This window comes from Caballeronia sp. LZ028 (assembly GCF_031451415.1).
In the GTDB taxonomy this organism is placed as follows: Bacteria; Pseudomonadota; Gammaproteobacteria; order Burkholderiales; family Burkholderiaceae; genus Caballeronia; species Caballeronia zhejiangensis.
The window spans coordinates 612,066-629,560 of the sequence record NZ_JARUXN010000004.1 but is presented as its reverse complement, the minus strand read 5'-3'; the positions used below and the strand labels follow the sequence as shown (position 1 = coordinate 629,560).

The 17,495-nt window shown below is 65.0% G+C and carries 18 protein-coding genes; 5 read left to right on the top strand and 13 right to left on the bottom strand.

Translation table 11 applies throughout. The features are described from left to right. Nucleotides 1–4 precede the first annotated feature (4 nt). Together QCE58_RS25650 and QCE58_RS25645 are read right to left on the bottom strand one after the other, a co-directional pair. Nucleotides 5–1,324 carry an MFS transporter gene (locus QCE58_RS25650; RefSeq protein ID WP_250521628.1) on the bottom strand — a complete coding sequence of 440 codons (1,320 nt, stop codon included), beginning with the start codon at nucleotides 1,322–1,324 and terminating at the stop codon, nucleotides 5–7. A 22-nt stretch (nucleotides 1,325–1,346) separates the two neighbouring features. Beyond that, on the bottom strand, nucleotides 1,347–2,108 hold the full coding sequence (locus QCE58_RS25645; protein ID WP_250521627.1) for an SDR family NAD(P)-dependent oxidoreductase: 762 nt from the start codon (nucleotides 2,106–2,108) through the stop codon (nucleotides 1,347–1,349). A 217-nt stretch (nucleotides 2,109–2,325) separates the two neighbouring features. Between QCE58_RS25645 and QCE58_RS25640 the strand changes: the two genes are divergently transcribed. Then, entirely contained in the window at nucleotides 2,326–3,810 is a 1,485-nt protein-coding gene (locus QCE58_RS25640; protein ID WP_250521626.1) for a Fic family protein, read from the top strand. Between the two features lie 82 nt (nucleotides 3,811–3,892). Here QCE58_RS25640 and QCE58_RS25635 read toward each other — a convergent pair whose 3' ends face one another. Next, nucleotides 3,893–4,057, bottom strand: coding sequence for a hypothetical protein (locus tag QCE58_RS25635; protein ID WP_160172889.1), 165 nt, complete (start codon nucleotides 4,055–4,057; stop codon nucleotides 3,893–3,895). Between the two features lie 196 nt (nucleotides 4,058–4,253). Between QCE58_RS25635 and QCE58_RS25630 the strand changes: the two genes are divergently transcribed. After that, complete coding sequence (locus tag QCE58_RS25630; protein WP_250521625.1) at nucleotides 4,254–4,523, top strand: hypothetical protein; 270 nt, start codon at nucleotides 4,254–4,256, stop codon at nucleotides 4,521–4,523. Between the two features lie 158 nt (nucleotides 4,524–4,681). After that, nucleotides 4,682–5,536, top strand: coding sequence for a helix-turn-helix domain-containing protein (locus tag QCE58_RS25625; protein ID WP_008353552.1), 855 nt, complete (start codon nucleotides 4,682–4,684; stop codon nucleotides 5,534–5,536). On the opposite strand, the gene QCE58_RS25620 is transcribed toward QCE58_RS25625, so the two are convergent. The 3 genes from QCE58_RS25620 to QCE58_RS25610 form a co-directional block, all read right to left on the bottom strand. Next, nucleotides 5,533–7,371 carry an ATP-binding protein gene (locus QCE58_RS25620; protein ID WP_250521624.1) on the bottom strand — a complete coding sequence of 613 codons (1,839 nt, stop codon included), beginning with the start codon at nucleotides 7,369–7,371 and terminating at the stop codon, nucleotides 5,533–5,535. The genes QCE58_RS25625 and QCE58_RS25620 overlap by 4 nt on opposite strands. Before the next feature lie 3 nt (nucleotides 7,372–7,374). Then, the gene (locus QCE58_RS25615; RefSeq protein WP_250521623.1) at nucleotides 7,375–9,012 is read right to left on the bottom strand and encodes an ATP-binding domain-containing protein; all 1,638 of its coding nucleotides are present in this window, start codon (nucleotides 9,010–9,012) and stop codon (nucleotides 7,375–7,377) included. Between the two features lie 78 nt (nucleotides 9,013–9,090). Continuing rightward, on the bottom strand, nucleotides 9,091–9,762 hold the full coding sequence (locus QCE58_RS25610; RefSeq protein ID WP_250440545.1) for a glutathione S-transferase: 672 nt from the start codon (nucleotides 9,760–9,762) through the stop codon (nucleotides 9,091–9,093). Nucleotides 9,763–9,911: 149 nt separating this feature from the next. Here QCE58_RS25610 and QCE58_RS25605 point away from each other — a divergent pair, with 149 nt between their 5' ends. After that, the gene (locus QCE58_RS25605; RefSeq protein ID WP_008353559.1) at nucleotides 9,912–10,082 is read left to right on the top strand and encodes a hypothetical protein; all 171 of its coding nucleotides are present in this window, start codon (nucleotides 9,912–9,914) and stop codon (nucleotides 10,080–10,082) included. A 46-nt stretch (nucleotides 10,083–10,128) separates the two neighbouring features. On the opposite strand, the gene QCE58_RS25600 is transcribed toward QCE58_RS25605, so the two are convergent. From QCE58_RS25600 to QCE58_RS25575, 6 genes are all read right to left on the bottom strand, one after another. Then, entirely contained in the window at nucleotides 10,129–10,539 is a 411-nt protein-coding gene (locus QCE58_RS25600; protein WP_051079069.1) for a response regulator, read from the bottom strand. A gap of 349 nt (nucleotides 10,540–10,888) precedes the next feature. Continuing rightward, nucleotides 10,889–11,683 carry an AraC family transcriptional regulator gene (locus QCE58_RS25595; protein ID WP_008353561.1) on the bottom strand — a complete coding sequence of 265 codons (795 nt, stop codon included), beginning with the start codon at nucleotides 11,681–11,683 and terminating at the stop codon, nucleotides 10,889–10,891. 85 nt (nucleotides 11,684–11,768) lie between these two features. Next, nucleotides 11,769–13,040 (bottom strand): FAD/NAD(P)-binding oxidoreductase, encoded by a 1,272-nt coding sequence (locus tag QCE58_RS25590; RefSeq protein WP_250521622.1) that lies wholly within the window; start codon nucleotides 13,038–13,040, stop codon nucleotides 11,769–11,771. Continuing rightward, entirely contained in the window at nucleotides 13,037–13,285 is a 249-nt protein-coding gene (locus QCE58_RS25585; protein WP_008353563.1) for a 2Fe-2S iron-sulfur cluster-binding protein, read from the bottom strand. The genes QCE58_RS25590 and QCE58_RS25585 overlap by 4 nt, the downstream gene beginning before the upstream one ends. After that, nucleotides 13,278–14,417, bottom strand: coding sequence for an FAD-binding oxidoreductase (locus tag QCE58_RS25580; protein WP_250521621.1), 1,140 nt, complete (start codon nucleotides 14,415–14,417; stop codon nucleotides 13,278–13,280). The genes QCE58_RS25585 and QCE58_RS25580 overlap by 8 nt, the downstream gene beginning before the upstream one ends. Continuing rightward, nucleotides 14,414–15,346, bottom strand: a complete 933-nt coding sequence (locus tag QCE58_RS25575) for a 4-hydroxyproline epimerase (protein ID WP_250521620.1) — start codon at nucleotides 15,344–15,346, stop codon at nucleotides 14,414–14,416. Before QCE58_RS25575 ends, QCE58_RS25580 begins: the two co-directional genes overlap by 4 nt. A gap of 212 nt (nucleotides 15,347–15,558) precedes the next feature. Between QCE58_RS25575 and QCE58_RS25570 the strand changes: the two genes are divergently transcribed. Next, entirely contained in the window at nucleotides 15,559–16,464 is a 906-nt protein-coding gene (locus tag QCE58_RS25570) for a dihydrodipicolinate synthase family protein (RefSeq protein WP_008353567.1), read from the top strand. Between the two features lie 64 nt (nucleotides 16,465–16,528). Here QCE58_RS25570 and QCE58_RS25565 read toward each other — a convergent pair whose 3' ends face one another. Continuing rightward, complete coding sequence (locus tag QCE58_RS25565; protein WP_008353569.1) at nucleotides 16,529–17,272, bottom strand: response regulator transcription factor; 744 nt, start codon at nucleotides 17,270–17,272, stop codon at nucleotides 16,529–16,531. Nucleotides 17,273–17,495: the final 223 nt, after the last annotated feature.

The following is a 17,495-nucleotide window of genomic DNA, read 5'->3' as shown; positions in this document are numbered from 1 at the left end:
CTGTTCAGGATGCGCTGGCGGTTTCGCCGCGCGTAATCGAATGACGTTCGGGCACGCGCACCAGCACGACGATGACAAGCGCCGCGAGCACGCTCGCGCCCGCCAGCACCATCAGCCCCGCGCTCGCCGAATGGAACGCGGCTTCGGCGGCGGTGCGGGCCATCGGCGCGAAGAAGCCGCCGAGTCCGCCCAGCGAATTGATGAGCGCGATGCCCGCCGCGGCGGCCGCGCCCGTGAGATAACGCGTCGGAAAGGTCCAGAAGAGCGGTTGCGCGGCGATGAAGCCGCTCGCCGCGCAGCACAGCGCGATCAGCGACACGACCGGCGATCCCGCGATGCCCGACACGGCGATCGCGACGCCCGACATCGCGAGCAGCGCGACCGCGCACACGCGATGCCGGCCGGTGCGATCGGCGTAGCGCGGCACGATCCACGTCACGATCACGGCGGCCATCCACGGCAGCGCCGTCACCAGTCCCACGCGAAATCCGACTTTCGCGCCGAGCAGCGCCGACACCTGTTGCGGCAGATAGAACACGACGCCGTACACCGCCGCCTGAATCAGGAAGTACACGCAACAGAGCACGAGCACGCGCGGATCGACGAGCGACGCGAGCACACTGCGCGGTCCGTGCGACGACGCCGCGCGCGCATCGTCGTCGAGGCGGCTGGCGAGCAGCGCGCGCTGATCGGGCGTAAGCCAGCGGGCTTTCGCGGGATCGTCGTCGAGATACCAGAACGCCCACACGCCGACGATCGACGCGAGCAGTCCTTCGACCAGAAAGAGCCATTGCCACCCTTTCAGGCCGAACGCGCCGTGCAGATCGAGCAGCAGACCGGACAGCGGCGCGCCGAAGATGAACGCGAGCGGCGCGCCGAAATAGAACACGCCGAGCGCACGCGCGCGCGACGATTGCGGAAACCAGCGCGTGAGGTAATAGACGATGCCGGGAAAGAAGCCCGCCTCCGCCACGCCGAGCAGGAAGCGCAGGGTATAGAACGTCGTGGCGTTATGCGCGAAGGCCATCGCCGCGGAGACGAGGCCCCACGTCACCATGATCCGGCACATCCACAGCTTTGCGCCGACGCGATGCAACAGCAGATTGCTCGGCACTTCGAAAATCGCATAGCCGACGAAAAACACGCCCGCGCCGAAGGCGAACGCGGCGTTCGTGAGGCCGGTGTCCTGCTGCAGCGCCTTTTGAGCAAAGCCGATATTCGCGCGGTCCAGAAACGCGAGCACGTACATGAGCAGCAGAAACGGCAGCAGCCGGCGCATGACACGCGACGTGACCGCGCCTTCCGCCTGTGCGGAATGGTTCATGTGAGTCTCCCGATGATGCGTTTCAGTACGTCGCGCGTCCGCCCGACAGATCGAACACCGCGCCGGTGCTGAACGCGCAGTCCTCGGACGCGAGCCACAGAATCAGCGACGCAGCTTCTTCCGGCATCAGGAAGCGGTTCATCGGAATTTTGGAGAGCATGTAGTCGATGTGCTGCTGCGACATCGAATCGAAGATTTCGGTCTTGGCAGCGGCGGGCGTGACGGCGTTCACGAGGATGTTCTTGCCCGCGAGTTCCTTGCCGAGCGATTTCGTGAGCCCGATCAACCCGGCCTTCGACGCGCTGTAGTGCGACGCGTTCGGATTGCCTTCCTTGCCCGCGATCGACGCGATATTGACGATGCGCCCGTAGCCCGACTTCAGCATGTGAGGCACGACGGCGCGGCACGTCAGGTACGGCCCGATCAGATTGACATCGATCACGCGCCGCCATACGTCGGGCGCGAGTTCCCAGGTCGTGCCGTTGCCACCGGTGATGCCCGCGTTGTTGACGAGCACGTCGATCTTGCCGTGCGCCGCCAGCGCCTTGTTCACGGCTGCATCGACGGAGGATTCTTCGGTCAGTTCGACGACCGCGTCGCTGACTTTGCGCTCCCTGTACTTTGCCGCGAGCTCGGCGCTCGTGCGGGCGAGGCGCTCGCCGTCGACATCCCAGAGCGATACCTCGGCGCCGGACTGCAGCGCGCGTTCCGCCACAGCGAGGCCGATGCCGCGCGCGCCGCCCGTGACGATCACGACGCGGTTCGCCAGGTCGATACGGTTCATGGATGTGTCTCCTTTCGTTGTTCGTTGCTTTGGATGGTCATGCCGTGAGAGGCACTATAGTCCGGCGGCAATAGCGCAACAATTCGAAAGGGCGATCGTTCGATAGCAAAATCGGATCGGTGGCCGAGTCGAAGCGGGCGGGGGTTAAGATTTCTCGATACGAATCGCGGAAACGCGCCTAAAGTTATAATTTCTCGATAAACGTTAAGAAATCTCGATGACACCGATCGGTTATTCCCGACTCATCGCCATCGGCGAACTGCGCGTAACGCCGCCGCGGAGGCTGGCGTACGCCAGTTCGTCGGTAAACCGGCGCGTCGACAGCGAGAGCCATATTCTGTTTCCAAACAGCGTGGCGTTCGACGATACGCCCGTCGGTCACTTGGAATTCGCGCTACGCCACGAAGGCGTGAATCTCGAGATTATCGATGCCGCGTTCGAGCATATCGAGCCGGAAGAACTCATCGCCCGTCTGCGCGCGACGCCTTCCGGCGAGCAGATTCGCCGCGCCTGTTTCCTGTGGGAATGGCTGACCGGCAAGGCACTGGATGCGGGCGTGAGCGTCCGCGGCGGTTACGTCGATCTCTTTGCGCCCGATGTCTATTACACGGCGCCGCAGCCCGTGAATTCGCCTCGCTACCGCGTGCGCAATAACGCGCCGGGCACACCGTGGTTTTGTCCGGTCGTGCACCGCGCCGCGATTCCGGACGATCCGCCCTTGAGAGACCTGCTTCTGGAAGCGCAAAGCGCGCTCGACGCGATGCAGGACCCCGATCTGTACAAGCGCGCGCTCGCTTTTCTGTATTTATCGGAGACGCGCGGCAGCTACGCGATCGAATCCGAAACCCCCAGCTCCGACAAGCAAGAGCGTTTTGTGCAGCTTCTGAAGCGCGCGGGCGAGCCTGCGAAGATCGACGAAGAATGGCTGGTGCAGTTGCAAAACGTGATCGTGCGGGACGTGTATAGCCAGGAAGCGTCGTATCGGACGAGACAAAACTGGCTGGAGGACGCTGCGGGCCGGATCGACTTCTTTCCCGCGCCGGTTGACGATCTTCGACGCGTGATGACCGATTGGGAAGCCTTCGTCAACGATCGGAAACGGTGCCCCGATGTGCTCGTGAAGGCCGCCTGCGCGGCCTTCGGCTTCGTTTATCTGCATCCGTTCTTCGATGGCAACGGCCGGCTGCATCGATTTCTCATCCAGCACGTGCTTGCGCGCTCGGGCGTGCTAGGCGAGGATACCGTGATTCCGGTGTCGGCTGTGATGGAGCGAAACATTCCGGCTTACCACGCCGTGCTGACGGCGTTCTCGCGCCCGGTCACGCGACTGTGGAATTACCGTCGCGTAGAGACGGAGCCGCTCGTACTGAGTGCGCCTTCGAGCCGCGCGTATCGGTTCTTCAACGCGGATCGTGAAGTCGCGTTTCTGCACGCGATGATCAAGGAGGCCGTGCGCGAGGAAATTCCGCGCGAGATCGCGTGGCTTCAGGGCTACGACGCCGCTTTTGCGCAACTGAACGACGAGTTCGACTTGCCGCGAAAAGATCTTTCAGCGCTCATTCGGATGGTTCACTCGAACAAGGGGGTCCTGTCGGCGCATCGCAGGAAGCAGTATCAGCACCTTCCTCGCCCCGTACTCGACCGAATCGAGGAAGTGGTGCACGGTGCGTTCGCAAGCAGGGCGGCAGACTCGGAAAGTTAAGATTTCTCGAGTCAAACGCCAAAAATCCATCGAAAATCAAAATATCTCGTTGGGCGTGAAGAAATCTCGATTCCCTCGCCCCTCAGTGCGTTTGCCGGCGCTCGGGCCTTTCCATCCCGGAAACGTGGCCGCGCGGCATGGCGACCGAATCCTTGAAATGCTTATCGGCAAAAAGCGCGAATCCGAAAAGCGCGGCCACGCCGAGCGGGCAAATGACGAAAGCAGCAACGAGCACGGCAACCTCCATTCGATGATGCTCGCAGTGTATCCCGCGTAAAGCCGCCAATTGTCGTGAAAATCGACAATACTCCGTTCAATGTTCGCGAACTTTCACCCTGTTTGATTCGATGAGCGTGCGTATTCGCACCGGATCGTGGTGCCAGGCACGGCCGTTGCTACATGCACCAGCCGTCGATCCCGACACCGAATCAACCTGGAAAAGCATGTTCACACCGAAAGCCTGCACCGCTACCTGCGTACTGGACGGAAAGCCCGTCACGCTGACCTACTTCCCCGACACCACGCTGCTGCGGATCACCGACGCGAATGGCCGCTGCGTGCGCGAAACCCGCTGGCCCGCGCCGTGGCGGACGTTGCTCGCGACCTTGCGCGAATTCAGCGGACGCGATGCCGAAAGCCAGCTTTCGACCTTGCTCGACGAGATTCCCGCCATGTCCAAGCCGACGCGCGAGCTGGTATCGGCGCTCGCGTAGCGGAATGTTTCATCACTAGAATCAATGAGTTCCATCGAGACAATTTTGAGCGCGCGGACCCGCGCCATTTACAATGTCGGATCGGCTGCGCATGGGCTGCCCGGCCCGCGCCGATTCACGCCCCTCGCGGTCCCACTCTCACGCATCCGACTGGCTGTATGGTCACTGAAACGTCTTCATCGGAATCCCTCGCCGTCGCTGAACGCGTGCGCGAACTCATGGGCCGTCACGGCATCGGAAAGCGTCAGCAGACAGCGGAGCTGTGCCGCATTCTCGACCTGAGCTTCTCGCAGGGCCACCGGAAACTGCGCGGGAACAGTCCGTGGACGCTCGCGCAGATTCGCCGCGTCGCCGATGCCTTCGACGAACCCGCGCTCAAGCTCTTCGATTCGATCAACACGCGCCCCGACGAAACCGAAGGCACCGCGCACGACGCCGTCCTCAAGCTCGGTTCGGTGGAAATTCCCTGCATGGCGTGGGTCGGCAACGCGCTCGATGCGGGCAGCCGTCCGGATTTCATCGCGCAGAAACTCAACAATCGCTGGATCGTCACCAAGCACGAAGGCGTGCTGCTGCACGAAGCCAGCGACGTCCACAAGATCGAAATCCAGCCGCGCCGGCCGGATACCGACAAACCCATCATCGCCGTGGTCGACGACGATCACGCCTCGGCCGACAATCTGCACGACTATCTCGAAGCCACCGGATTCGCGGCGATGGCCTTCTACGGCCTCGACGCGTTCCTCGAAGCGCTGCAGACGCAAGTGTTCGATGCCGTCGTGATCGACTGGCTGTTCGGCGTGCATACGTCGGCGGATGCGATCCGCGCGGTGCGCGAGTCGGACAATCCGGACGCGCCGGTTTTCGTGCTGACGGGCGAGCTCACCACGGGCAAGGCGAGCGAATCGGAAATCAGCCAGGTCATCCGCGACTACAACGCGACGTGTTTCGAGAAGCCCGCGAGGCTCGGCATTCTCGTCGCCGATCTCTCCAAGCGGCTGATGCGCAATTAGCTGACGCGCCGGCGCACCGTCACCGCGCGATGCACCGCGCCCTTCAGCACCTCGTAGCGCACCGGCTTCAGCAGATAGTCGAAGAACAGCACGGCCGCGCTCGGATCCACCAGTTCGGGCGCGTACGCGCTCACCGCGATGATCGGCACGCTCGCGCCGGGCGCACTGCGCGCACGATACTCGTTCGCGAACGAATAGCCGTCCTTGCCCGGCATATGCAGGTCCGCGAGGATCACGTCGGCGTCGTTCGCGCGCAGCCACGCGAGCGCGCTGTCGACATCCGGCAGCGCGACCGCGTAATAGCCGAGATGCGTGAGCATTTCCATCAGAGAATCGCGGATCGACTCGTGGTCGTCGATCACGAGCACGCGCGACTTGCGCAACTCGGGCGCATCGGCTTCCGGCTCACGCCGGGGCACATGACGCGCCGCGACCGCCGGCAGGCTCACGCGAAACGCCGCGCCCTGCCCGACTTCGCTCGAAACCTCGATCTTCCCGCCGAGCAGCTCGACCAGCCCGCGCACGACCGCGAGGCCCATTCCCGCGCCGTCGAAGCGCCGCGTGCTCGATGAATCGAGCTGCGTGAATTCCTGGAAGATGAGCGGCAACTGCTCGCGGGAAATGCCCGGCCCCGTATCGATCACGGAGATGTCGAGGCGCTTCTCCGTGCGCGCGAAATGCACGTCGATGGAACCCGCTTCGGTGTACTTGATCGCGTTGGTCACGAGATTCGTCACGATCTGCCGCACCCGATGCGGATCGGATTCGATCGGGCCGCGCTCGCCCGCATAATCGCCGCGCAACGCCAGGCCCTTCGCGCTCGCGGCGGGTGTGTTCGCATCGACGATGGATTCGAGCAATTCGACCGGATCGAACACGGCCATGCGCAGTTCGAGCTTGCCCGCGCCGAGACGCGCGTAATCGGTCAGATCACGCATCTGCGCTTCGAGATGACGCGCGCCCGCTTCCAGACGCTGCATGATCTTGCGGTCGGCGTCGCCGCGCGCGTTCAGCCCGAGCAATTCGACCGACGAGACGATCGCATGCAGCGGCGTGCGCAGCTCGTGGCTGATCATGCCGAGGAACGTGTCTTTCGCGACGCCCGCCTCGCGCGCCGCGCGCGTCGCCTGATGCTCCGCCGCCAGCGCCGCGCGCTGCTGTTCGATAAGGCGCGTGCGCCGATAGCCGTTCAAGAGCAGCAGGATCGTCGCCGCCGCCGAGAGCAGGCCGAGCAGCACGCCGCCGTAAATCAGATAGCGGCGCTTCGCCTCGAAATCGCGCACGATCGCCTCGCGCTCCGCGACATCCATCAGCCGACGCCCGCCCGCCAGTTCCGCGACGACGGGCGCGTTCTGCCGCAATACGCCGATCACGCGCAGGGTGCGCTGGTGCTCGCTCTGCAATCCGTCGATATCGCCTTGAATGGAATCGAGCGCCGTTTGCAACTGACGCAGAATCTCGCGCTGCCGGTTCAGCAGCGCCTGATGATCGTCCGACACACCCGCCGATTCCGACACCTGCCTGAGCCGCGCCCGCAGCAGCCGATAGCTCGCGCGCACGCCCCCCGCGTCCTCGTCGATGCCATTGCGATACAGCAGAACGTGATTTTCGAAGCGCGCGTACGCGATCTGAAACTGCGCCGCGTCCCAGTACACGTCGTAAGGCAGAACGAGCCGATGCGTCTCGCGCGCAACCAGACCCGAATACAGCATATAGCCGACCGCGCCGATCGGCGGCGCGACCGCGAGCGCGATCAGCGCCGCATACCAGAGCCGGCGAAACCAGGGTCGCGCGGCGTGTGCGCGCAACGGGGATTCGGTGCGGATGACGGCCATCCGCTATTGCAAGGCTTCGATCGCCCGGGCCGCGCGCTCGGACGCGACGACGATCAGCTTCATCGTCGCCCGCGTCGCGCCGACGAAGATCTTGCGCGCGGCCTGCTCGTCGAGCGCGTCGAAATCGACTTCGGTGAGAATCACGCAGGGCGCCGATTGCCCCTTGAAGCGATAGATCGATTCGAGCAGCACGTCTCCCTCGCGATACTCCGGGTTGCCGAACAGATCGTACGTTCCGGTGAAGGCGCGCAGCCGATGCGGGCCGAGGTGATCGACGGCAGTGAGCGCCGAACCCTCGCGGCCCCGGAACGACAGCACCGCGATGTCCTGCTTGCGAAAGCCGAGCGACAACGCGTGCGTGATCGCGCGCTTGGTCGCCTCGATGATTTCCTCGGGATGCCCGTCGGCGTAGGTCGAAACGCTCACGTCGGAGCCGTCGAAGGGACTGCCCGCATCGAGCCGCACATCTGGCCCGACGACCTTGCGGATGAAACCGAGCAGATCGCGCGGGCTGCGATAGTTCGTCGTTTCGCGCAGGATCGTCCAGCCCGGCAGCGGCACCGGCTCGCGCAAATACAGGTTCTGCATCGGATCTTCGAGCCACCACCACGCGCCTTCAGGATTCAGCAGACGTTCGAGCGCCTCGACCCACGCCGCCTGAAAATCCTGGCCTTCATCGACGATGAGCACATCGGTCTTCCATTGCTCGGGCACGGGCACGGCGGCGAAGCGATCTTCGAGCGTCGCGAAGACATTCGGCTGACTGAAGTCCGGCGGACTGCCCGCATCGCGCGCGACGGCCGCGCTCAACTGATGGTAATTCGCGATCTTCGCCTCTTTCGGTGCGATCGCACGAATATGGTCGGCGAGCGGCCGGTTGAAGCACACGTAGAGCACGCTCTTGCCCTGCGCGAGCGCGTCGCGCATCACGCGCACGGCGAGTTGCGTCTTGCCCGCGCCCGCGGTCGCGATCACGCGCAGACGGAACGGTTCGAATTCGAGCCGCCGCGCCCACGTCGCGAGCCCGCCCGACAGACGCGTGACGAGCGTGTTCGCCGCACCGACGAGCGCGTTGGTATCGGGCGTGAGCGAAAGTTCGTCGGCGAGAAAATGATGGATGCGCGCCGCCGATTCGAAGCGCGGCTCGTCCGGCGGCAGGATTTCGAGCACGACGCACGCAAGCTGCGACTTGCGGCTCGCATCGACGATGCGCGCCGGCGACACGCCCGCGATCGCCGTGTTCTTGACGGTGTAATCGGGGCAGTAAAGCAGTTCCTCGATCCGGTACGTGCCCGCGCCGAACGCCGCCGTGAACCGCCGATGCAGGTTCTCCAGCGTGCGCGCGAGCTGAATGGCGACGTTGCGCTCTTTCTGCAAATAGACCTTGACGAGACCTTGCCCCGTCTCGCGCAGAAAACCGGCCTTCTGCTCGATCATCAGCACGCGGCCGGACGGCGCGACGACTACGAAATCCGCCTCGCCGAAGACCGAAAATCCTTCGTTGACGCGAGTCCAGTGCACGCCGTGATAGACCGTGTAGTCGTCGGGCAGCTTTTCGAGGCGCGCGAGCGTTTCGAGTTCGCGCGCCGCCGCGCCGGTCGCTTCGAGGTTCTTCCAGTCGTCGGGAACGATTCGGGCCATGCGTCGCCTTTGGGCTGAGTGATTGCGTCCGAGTCATTGTACGCAACGCGCTTACCGTTCCCGCAATAGGCCGGATGGCTAGCTTGCGTAATCGTATCGGCCGCCTTTTTCGAGCGCGCGCTGATATGCCGGACGCGCGTGAATGCGTTCGAGAAAGGCGCGGATATGCGGCATCGACTTCGCGCCCGCGCGGGCGCTGCCGGCTTCGAGGGGAAAGCTCATTTGCACATCGGCGGCGGTGAACGAATCGCCGGCGAACCACGGCGACTTTGCCAGTTCGGCATCGATATAGCCGAAATGCAAACGCAGTTGCGGATCGATGAAACTGCTCTGCATCGTCTGCGCGATGCGCCTTGCGATCGGCTTAGCGAAGAACGGCATTTTCGCGCTCTCCAGCCGCCGCGCGACGAGCTTGAGCAGGAGCGGCGGCATCGCGGAGCCTTCGGCGTAATGCATCCAGTAGTTGTAGCGCACGCGTTCGGGCGTCGTGCCGGGCGGCGGCGCGAAACGGCCTTCGCCGTACCGTTCGACGAGATATTCGATGACCGCGCCCGACTCGGCGAGCGTGAGGCCATCGACGGTCACGACGGGCGATTTGCCGAGCGGATGCACCGCGCGCAACTCGGCAGGCGCGAGCATCGTGCGCGGGTCGCGCTGATAGCGCTTCAGCTCGTATTCGACGCCGAGTTCTTCGAGCATCCACAGCACGCGCTGCGAGCGGGAATTGTTGAGATGATGAACGGTCAGCATGCCTGGACTCTTCTTCATATTCGACGATGCCGCTCGCGGTACGCCACTTGCATCCAGCGAACTGATGCGCGGCCGGGCGTCGAAAGCTTACGGCCCTTCGATGAAGGCCGCGCAACGATTTCTAACACACAACGAAAAAGGAGAAGTCGATGACGCTGATCATTTATCTCGTAGGCTGGCTGATTTTCATTGGCGGCGTGTCGTGGGCGCTCGTGGCGATGCACGTCTCGCAGCACACGATCATGATCGTGGCCGTCATCATGCTGGGCATCGCCGTCATCACGGGCGCGACGCGGGCGCGCAACCGCGACCGGTCCTAGGCGTTCCGGGCCGCCGTCGATGGCGGCCCGCGCGACTCACATCACATCACATCACCACACGGGCCCGAGCCGCGTCCTGGATCAGCGTGACGAGTTCGTCGGGATGCACCGGCTTCGTCATGAAATGCTGAAAGCCTTCGCCGATGCTGCGTAATCGGTATTCCTCGCCGCCGTGCCCCGTCAGCGCGATCGCCACGGACGGCGGCAGATTTCCGCGTATTTCGTGATCCCGCAAACGTTGGACGAGGTAGAAACCGTCCATCTCGGGAAGGTCGAGATCGCAGATCACCGCATCCGGAAGATGCTCGATCGCCGCTTGCGCGCCGTCTTCGGCGTCGGCTACGGCGATGACTTCGGCACCCTCTTCTTCCAGCAACGTCTGCAGCGACGCTCTGCTCTCGGGATCGTCTTCGATGAGGACGATCCGCATATGCCCCAGTCTTGCCACTTCGTTCATGATGTTCTTTTCTACTGCCAAAAACGGAATTCTCGCGTCGGTCTCCAGCTCTTTCCGCCGCGCGCGCGGTAGCGCGCACTGATTGACACGAGAACGCGGCGGGAATTCCGAACGCACCGTTTTTTATGCCGCGCGTACGCCGGTGCGGAACGCCTCGCGGTTTGTGACTGCGCCGACGCGAAAAATCGCCCGGTTGCAGCGTGCCTAAAGGAGCAAAAACCGGACCGGTTTGCATCTTTCGCCGCAAGCGCCGCGTCGCGCGGGCCTCCCGGCCGATCCGCCTCGCCCAAACGCTCGTCACACGCGCACGATCGTGTAATTCCGGCATCGGCCGTGCCCTGTTTTCCCATCAGACGTTTGTCTCGCGGATGGAATCGGGGCGCGAGGCGCTCGACGTGCCCGCCTGCAGCAGCGCGCGATATTCGCTCGGCGTGAGGCCGACCGTCGCCTTGAACTGGCGCGTGAAGGCGCTGTGATCGGTGTACCCGCACAGCGCGGCGACATCGGTGACTTTCTCCTGCGAGACGAGGAGCGCAGTGGCCGCGTCGAGCCGCGTTTTCAACAGCACCTGGCGCGGCGTCAGATGAAAGACCTTGTGAAAGTAACGCTCCAGTTGCGCGATGGACATGTTCGCCATCTGCGCGAGCTGCCGCATGTTGAGCGGCTGCACGTAATTTTCCTGAATGTGCTGCACGACCGCCGCGAGCCGGCTGTACGCGGGATGCGTGCCTTCGGCCGCTTGCAGATCCCGCGAAATGCCCGCGAGCCCGACGATATGTCCCTGCGTATCGTGCAGCGGCTGCTTGCACGTCATGCACCAGCCGGGCTCGCGCCCCGGATACAGATGCAGTTCGAGCTGATCGATCAGCTGATGTCCCTGCGCGATGATCGCCTGATCCTGCGCCGTGTAGATGCGCCCGAAGCGACGCGGGAATACGTCCTCGGCGGTCTTGCCGAGCAGCGCGGATTTGTCGTCCTTGTGACCGCAGCGGCGCGCGAGCGTGCGATTGACCATCGCGTAGCGCGCCTCGCGATCCTTCACGAAGAACACGATGTCGGGCATCGCGTCGAAGACCGGCGCGAGCAGCGCGAAATGCGCGAGCATGTCGGCGAGCGTCGATGCCGGAGGTGGTGCGATCGTCATGCGTGCGGGTGTCGGTTGCGCTCGGTGGATTCTGGCGACCGATTATAGGAGCGCCAATACGCGGACAAAATTGGCGCTGGCCCCACTAGAAATGACGCGTTTCGGTCAGTTCGCCCGCAGCGATCAGCGTGTCGATGCAAACCGGCGCGAACGGCGGACGCGCCACCGCACGCGGCCATCCGAACAGGACCGACGCCGCCTCGCCGCAGATGCGCCCCTGACACGGCCCCATGCCGCAACGCGTCTGCAATTTGGCATCGCGCCAGTTTGCGTATGAGGCGACTTCGCCGATTGAAACATCCTCGCAGCGGCACAGCAACGTGTCCGGCGATGGCATCGCGCGGGCGTCGGCGCCGAGTTCGAACGTACGTGCGACGCGTCGCGCGAAGGCACGCCAGCGATCGCGTTCGCGCACCAAACGCGCATCGATGGCGACGCCGAGCGCCGCCTGCGCCGCGATCGCGCCTTCGACGCGCGCGAGCTCCATCCCGCCGATGCCCGCGCATTCGCCCGCCGCGAATACGTCTCGCTGAGAGGTTCGCTGGGCGCCGTCGACGTGGATCGCGCCGTCGCATTCATTCGTCGAGCAGCCGAGTGCAAGCGCGAGCGTCGTGTTCGGCACGAGTCCGAAACCGCACGCGATGCGATCCGCTTCGAGCGTTTCATCGCGCCCGCGCGTGCGGATCGTGACCGCCTCCACGCGCGCGCTTCCATGCGCCTTCACGACGACGCTGCCCGTCCGGTAACACGCGACGCCGAGCGCGACGGCCTGCGCCAGCTTTCCCGGCGTCAGCGCCAGCGACGCGACGAATCGTGCGACCCGCGCGAACGGCGCCTGTTCGACGACCGCGACGACGCGCGCACCGTGACGACGCGCGGTATCGGCGGCGGCGAGCAACAGCGGCCCGCTGCCCGCCACGACGATGCGCTCGCCAGGCACCGGCATGCCGCCTTTGACGAGCGCCTGCAAGCCGCCTGCACCGGTCACGCCGGGCAAGGTCCAGCCGTCGAAAGGAAGCAGCCGCTCGCGCGCGCCGGTCGCGAGGATGAGCTTCGAATACGCGAGCACGAGCGGCGCGCCGTCGCGTTCGAGCAGCAGCCGTTTGTCGCCGGGCGCTGCCGCGACCTTCGTCGAGTTCATCACGATCAGCTTCGCGTGCGAGCGCGTTTCGTCGAGCCATTGGCGCAATGGCGCGGCGGGCGCTTGCGTCGGACCTTGCCGCCAGATCTGGCCGCCAGCGCGCGGATTGTCGTCGATGAGCGCGACGCGCCCGCCCGCTCGCGCCGCCATTCGCGCCGCGCTCAAGCCCGCCGGTCCCGCGCCGACGATCGCGATGTCCACTCGTTCGATGTTCATCGCGTCGTCTCGATCGACAGGCCGTCGCGGCAAAGCGTCTGACAGCCGAGCACATGCGCGCGGCCATCGACCGTCACGCGGCATTCGTGACACACGCCCATGCCGCACAGCGCGGCGCGCGGCTCGCCGGTGACAGAGCGCCGCGTGCCACGAATGCCCCGCATCGCGATCGCGGCCGCGACGGTCGCGAACGCGGGCACGTCGAGCGATTCGCCGTCGATGATGACGCGCACGCGCTCAGCCATCGGCGTGCTCCGGCGCGAATCGTTGCGGGCAGAAAGCGTTCATGTCGGGCATATCGAATGCAAGCGGCTCGCCGAGCATCTGCGCGACGAGGAGTTTCGCGGTGCCGAGCGACGTCGTCACGCCGAGCCCTTCGTGACCCGCCGCGAGCCACAGCCGGTCGCCGGGGAAACGCGCCGGTCCGATCAGCGGCAAGCCGTCGGGCGTGGCGGCGCGAAAACCGGTCCACGCGCGAATCGCATCGAGCCCGCCGATTCCCGGCAGATAGCGCGTCGCGCGCGCGAGCATCATCGCGAGCACGTTCATTTCGACGGCGGGATCGAGCGTGCCGAATTGACGCGACGACCCGATCAGCACTTGCCCGGTCGGACGCGGCTGCGCATTGAACGCGACCGACGTGCCGCGCGCGTGATGCGCGCTCTTGATATAGCCGAGCTCCAGCACCTGATGACGAACCGTGCCCGGATAACGATCGGTGATGAGCAGATGCCCCTTCTTCGCGTCGAGCGGCAGGCCCGCGATCAGATCCGGCGCGGCGAGCCCGTTGGCGATGACCACGTGCGCAGCCGTTCGTCGTTCACCATTCGCGAGCGTGACGCGCGCGTGCGCGCCGGCGGCATCGACGGAATGCACCGCGCAGCCGGTCGATACGCGAATGCGCGTCGAACTCGCCAGCAGCCATTGCGCGGCGGCGGGCGCGTAGACGATCGCGTCGTCGTCGATGAGCAGGCCGCCTTGCATCGCGTGGCTCACCGACGGCTCGGATTCGCGCAGCGCGGCGCGGTCGACCATATGCGCGCGCACGCCCGCCGCGGCGAATGCGTCGCGCATCGCGCGCGCGGCGTCGAGTTCCTCGTCGTCTTCCGCGATCCAGAGCGTGCCGCAGCGCGAGAACGCATCGCGCTCGCGCAGTTGCGGGCCGAGCGCGAGCCACAGTTCGCGCGAAGCCCGCGCCAGCGCGAATTCGGCGGGCGAATCGTTCATCACGACGATATGGCCCATGCCCGCCGCCGTCGCGCCGCCGCCGATGCCGCCCGCGTCGAGCACATCGACCGTCATGCCGCGCGCGGCAAGCTCGGCTGCGCACGCCGCCCCGACAATCCCGCCGCCGACGACGATCACGTCCGCCGTCATATGCCTTTGCTGAACGGATCGCGCGCGTCGAACACGAGCCGTCCTTCGCACATGACGTGCGCGTAACCGGTGATCGTCGGGATCAGCGCGTCGCCGTCGAGCGCGTAACTGCCCTCGAACACGCTGCCGATGATGCTCTCCTGGCGCCAGATTTCGCCCGGCGCGAGCGCGTCGTCCGCCGCGAGGCACGCGAGCTTGGCGCTCGTTCCGGTGCCGCACGGCGAACGGTCGTAGGCGCTGCCCGGACACAGCACGAAATTGCGGCTGTCGACGCCGGCGACGGGCGAATCCGCGAACAGTTCGATATGGTCGATGAACGCGCCGTCCGCGCCGGTGATGCCCTGCGCATGCAAGGCATCGCGGATCGCCTCGGTGAACGCGGTCAGCTCGGCGATGCGCGCGGGCACCAGTTCGCGACCGTGATCCGCGACGAGAAAGAACCAGTTGCCGCCCCACGCGACGTCGCCGGTGAGCGTGCCGTGGCCGGGCACATCGACCGATACCGCCCGCCGATGCCGATACGCCGGCACGTTGCGCACGCTGACGCTGCCGTTCTCGTGCAGCGTCGCATCGACGGGCCCGACGGGCGTATCGATCCGATGCCGCCCCGGCGCGATCCTGCCCGCATGGGCGAGCGACGCGACGAGCCCGATCGTGCCGTGCCCGCACATGCCGAGATAGCCGACGTTGTTGAAGAAGATGACGCCCGCCGCGGCTGCGGGATCGTCCGGTTCGCAGAGCAACGCGCCGACCATCACGTCCGAGCCGCGTGGCTCCGTGACGATGGCGCGGCGCCAGTCATCGAAGCGCGTGCGAAACGCGTCGAGCCGTTGCACGAGTGTGCCGTTGCCCAGATCGGGGCCGCCCGCGATCACGAGGCGCGTCGGTTCGCCGCCCGTATGCGAGTCGATGATGTCGATGGTTTTCATGCCGCTATCGTAGAAACGCGTACGCCGGGCGTCTTGACGCGGCTGGACGGTTTGGATGACGAAATCGGCATAATCGAAGGTCGTCCGGAGGGGCTTTTCGCGGTGCGAAACGGCTATGCCGAAATCGGCACGCGGCGCGCGCGAATCACGCAAGACGCCTGATTTTTCGGTGCTTACACTGCGTACCGTCCAATCAATTTCGGAGAGCCGCCGTGACGCATATCTGGGAAGGCGTGATGCCCGCCGTGACCACCAAGTTCAACGCCGATTTCAGCATAGACCGTGCGTGGACCGCGAAGAACATCGACGCGCAGATCGAAGCGGGCGTGGACGGCATCATCGTGTGCGGCTCGCTCGGCGAAGCATCGACGTTATCGCTGGACGAAAAGCTCGACGTGCTCGACATCGCCGTGGACGCCGCACGCGGCCGCGTGCCGGTGCTCCTGACGATCGCCGAGAACAGCACGCTCGACGGCTGCCGCCAGGCCGAGCGCGCCGCGCGCCACGGTGCGGCGGGCTATATGGTGCTGCCGGGTTTGCGTTATCTGTCGGACCGGCGCGAGACGCTCAATCATTTCCGCATGGTCGCCGATGCCAGTCCGCTGCCGCTGATGGTCTACAACAATCCGCTCGCTTATGGCGTCGATGTCACGCCGAAGATGTTCGCCGAACTTGCCGAAGACAAGAAGTTCGCGGCGATTAAGGAATCGAGCGGCGACGTGCGCCGCATCACCGATCTCATCAACGAAACGGGCGACCGCTATGCGATCTTTTGCGGCGTCGACAATCTCGCGATGGAAGCGATGCTGATGGGCGCGCACGGCTGGGTCGCGGGTCTCGTGTGCGCGTTCCCGCGCGAAACGGTCGCGATCAGCAAGCTGATTCGCGCGGGGCGTGTCGAGGAAGCGCGCGCGATCTATCGCTGGTTCGCGCCGCTGCTCGCGCTCGACGTGTCGCACAAGCTCGTGCAGAACATCAAGCTCGCCGAGGCGATCGTCGGTCTGGGCACGGAGCCGGTGCGTCCGCCGCGCCTGCCGCTCGCCGGCGATGAGCGCAAGGAAGTCGAAACGCTGATTCGCCGGAGCATCGAGACGCGCCCCGCATTGCCGGCGCTTTAAGACGCGCGCGAAATGAAAAATGCCGCCGGTTTGTCAACCGGCGGCATTTGCTTTTTGATCGGCTTCAGGCCGCGATCTGCGCAGGCGCGGGATCGGTGAGACCGCCATCCGAATCCGCGCCTTCATCGTAGAGATGCAGCAGACGGTAACCGCTCTTGTACACCGGCTGCAGGCGGAAGTTGTTGACCGGCTCGATTTCCAGCGCGAGACGCAGGCGCGAAACGTGGCTGTCGATCGTGCGGGTCGTTTCGCGGAACTCGCGTCCCCAGACCATAGCGAAAATATGATCGCGCGACAGCACGCGGCCGATGTTCGAGAAGAAAAGCTGCGCGAGACGGAATTGCGTGCCGCTCAACTGCACCGGCTTGCCGCGCACGGTGACGGTTTGCTGGCGTGCGTCGAAACGATACGGCCCGACTTCGAGGCATGCGCTCGACGTCGCGGGATACGCGCGGCGCAAGAGCGCTTCGACGCGCGCGCCGAACTCGCCCGGGCGGATCGGATACACGACGAAATCGTCCGCGCCGGCGGTGAGCGCGCAGACAACGTTGTGTTCGGCGCCGTCCGGCGTCGCGAACATGACCGGCACGCGTTCGCCGAAGCTCGAGCGCACGGATTTCAGCAGATCGAGGCCGCAGAGGCCCGTGGAATTCCAGTCGAGAATCAGCAGATCGACCGTGGAGCGGGACAGCGCCTTCGACAGCACGAGGCCATCGCCGAAAGTCACGCAAGTGTGGCCGAGTCGTTTGACGACATCGCTGATGAGATTTCGATAACTGGGGTCGGTTTGCAAAACGGCGACGCGCATAGTGTCTTACCTGATGAGTCCAAGGGACATGAAGCGGAGGCCGTTTTGCGGCGCCCGCCGGGCGTCTCGTCGCGGGATGAGACGGGGATTTACAAGCTGCGAATTCTGGGCAGCGATGCGACCCTTTCCCATCGGACTCATCCGAATTGTCAACGCATGTGACTGCCTAGCGCCCGGAACGGGCGGCGTCTGATGCGCGCAACCATCTCGAAATTAGAACGGC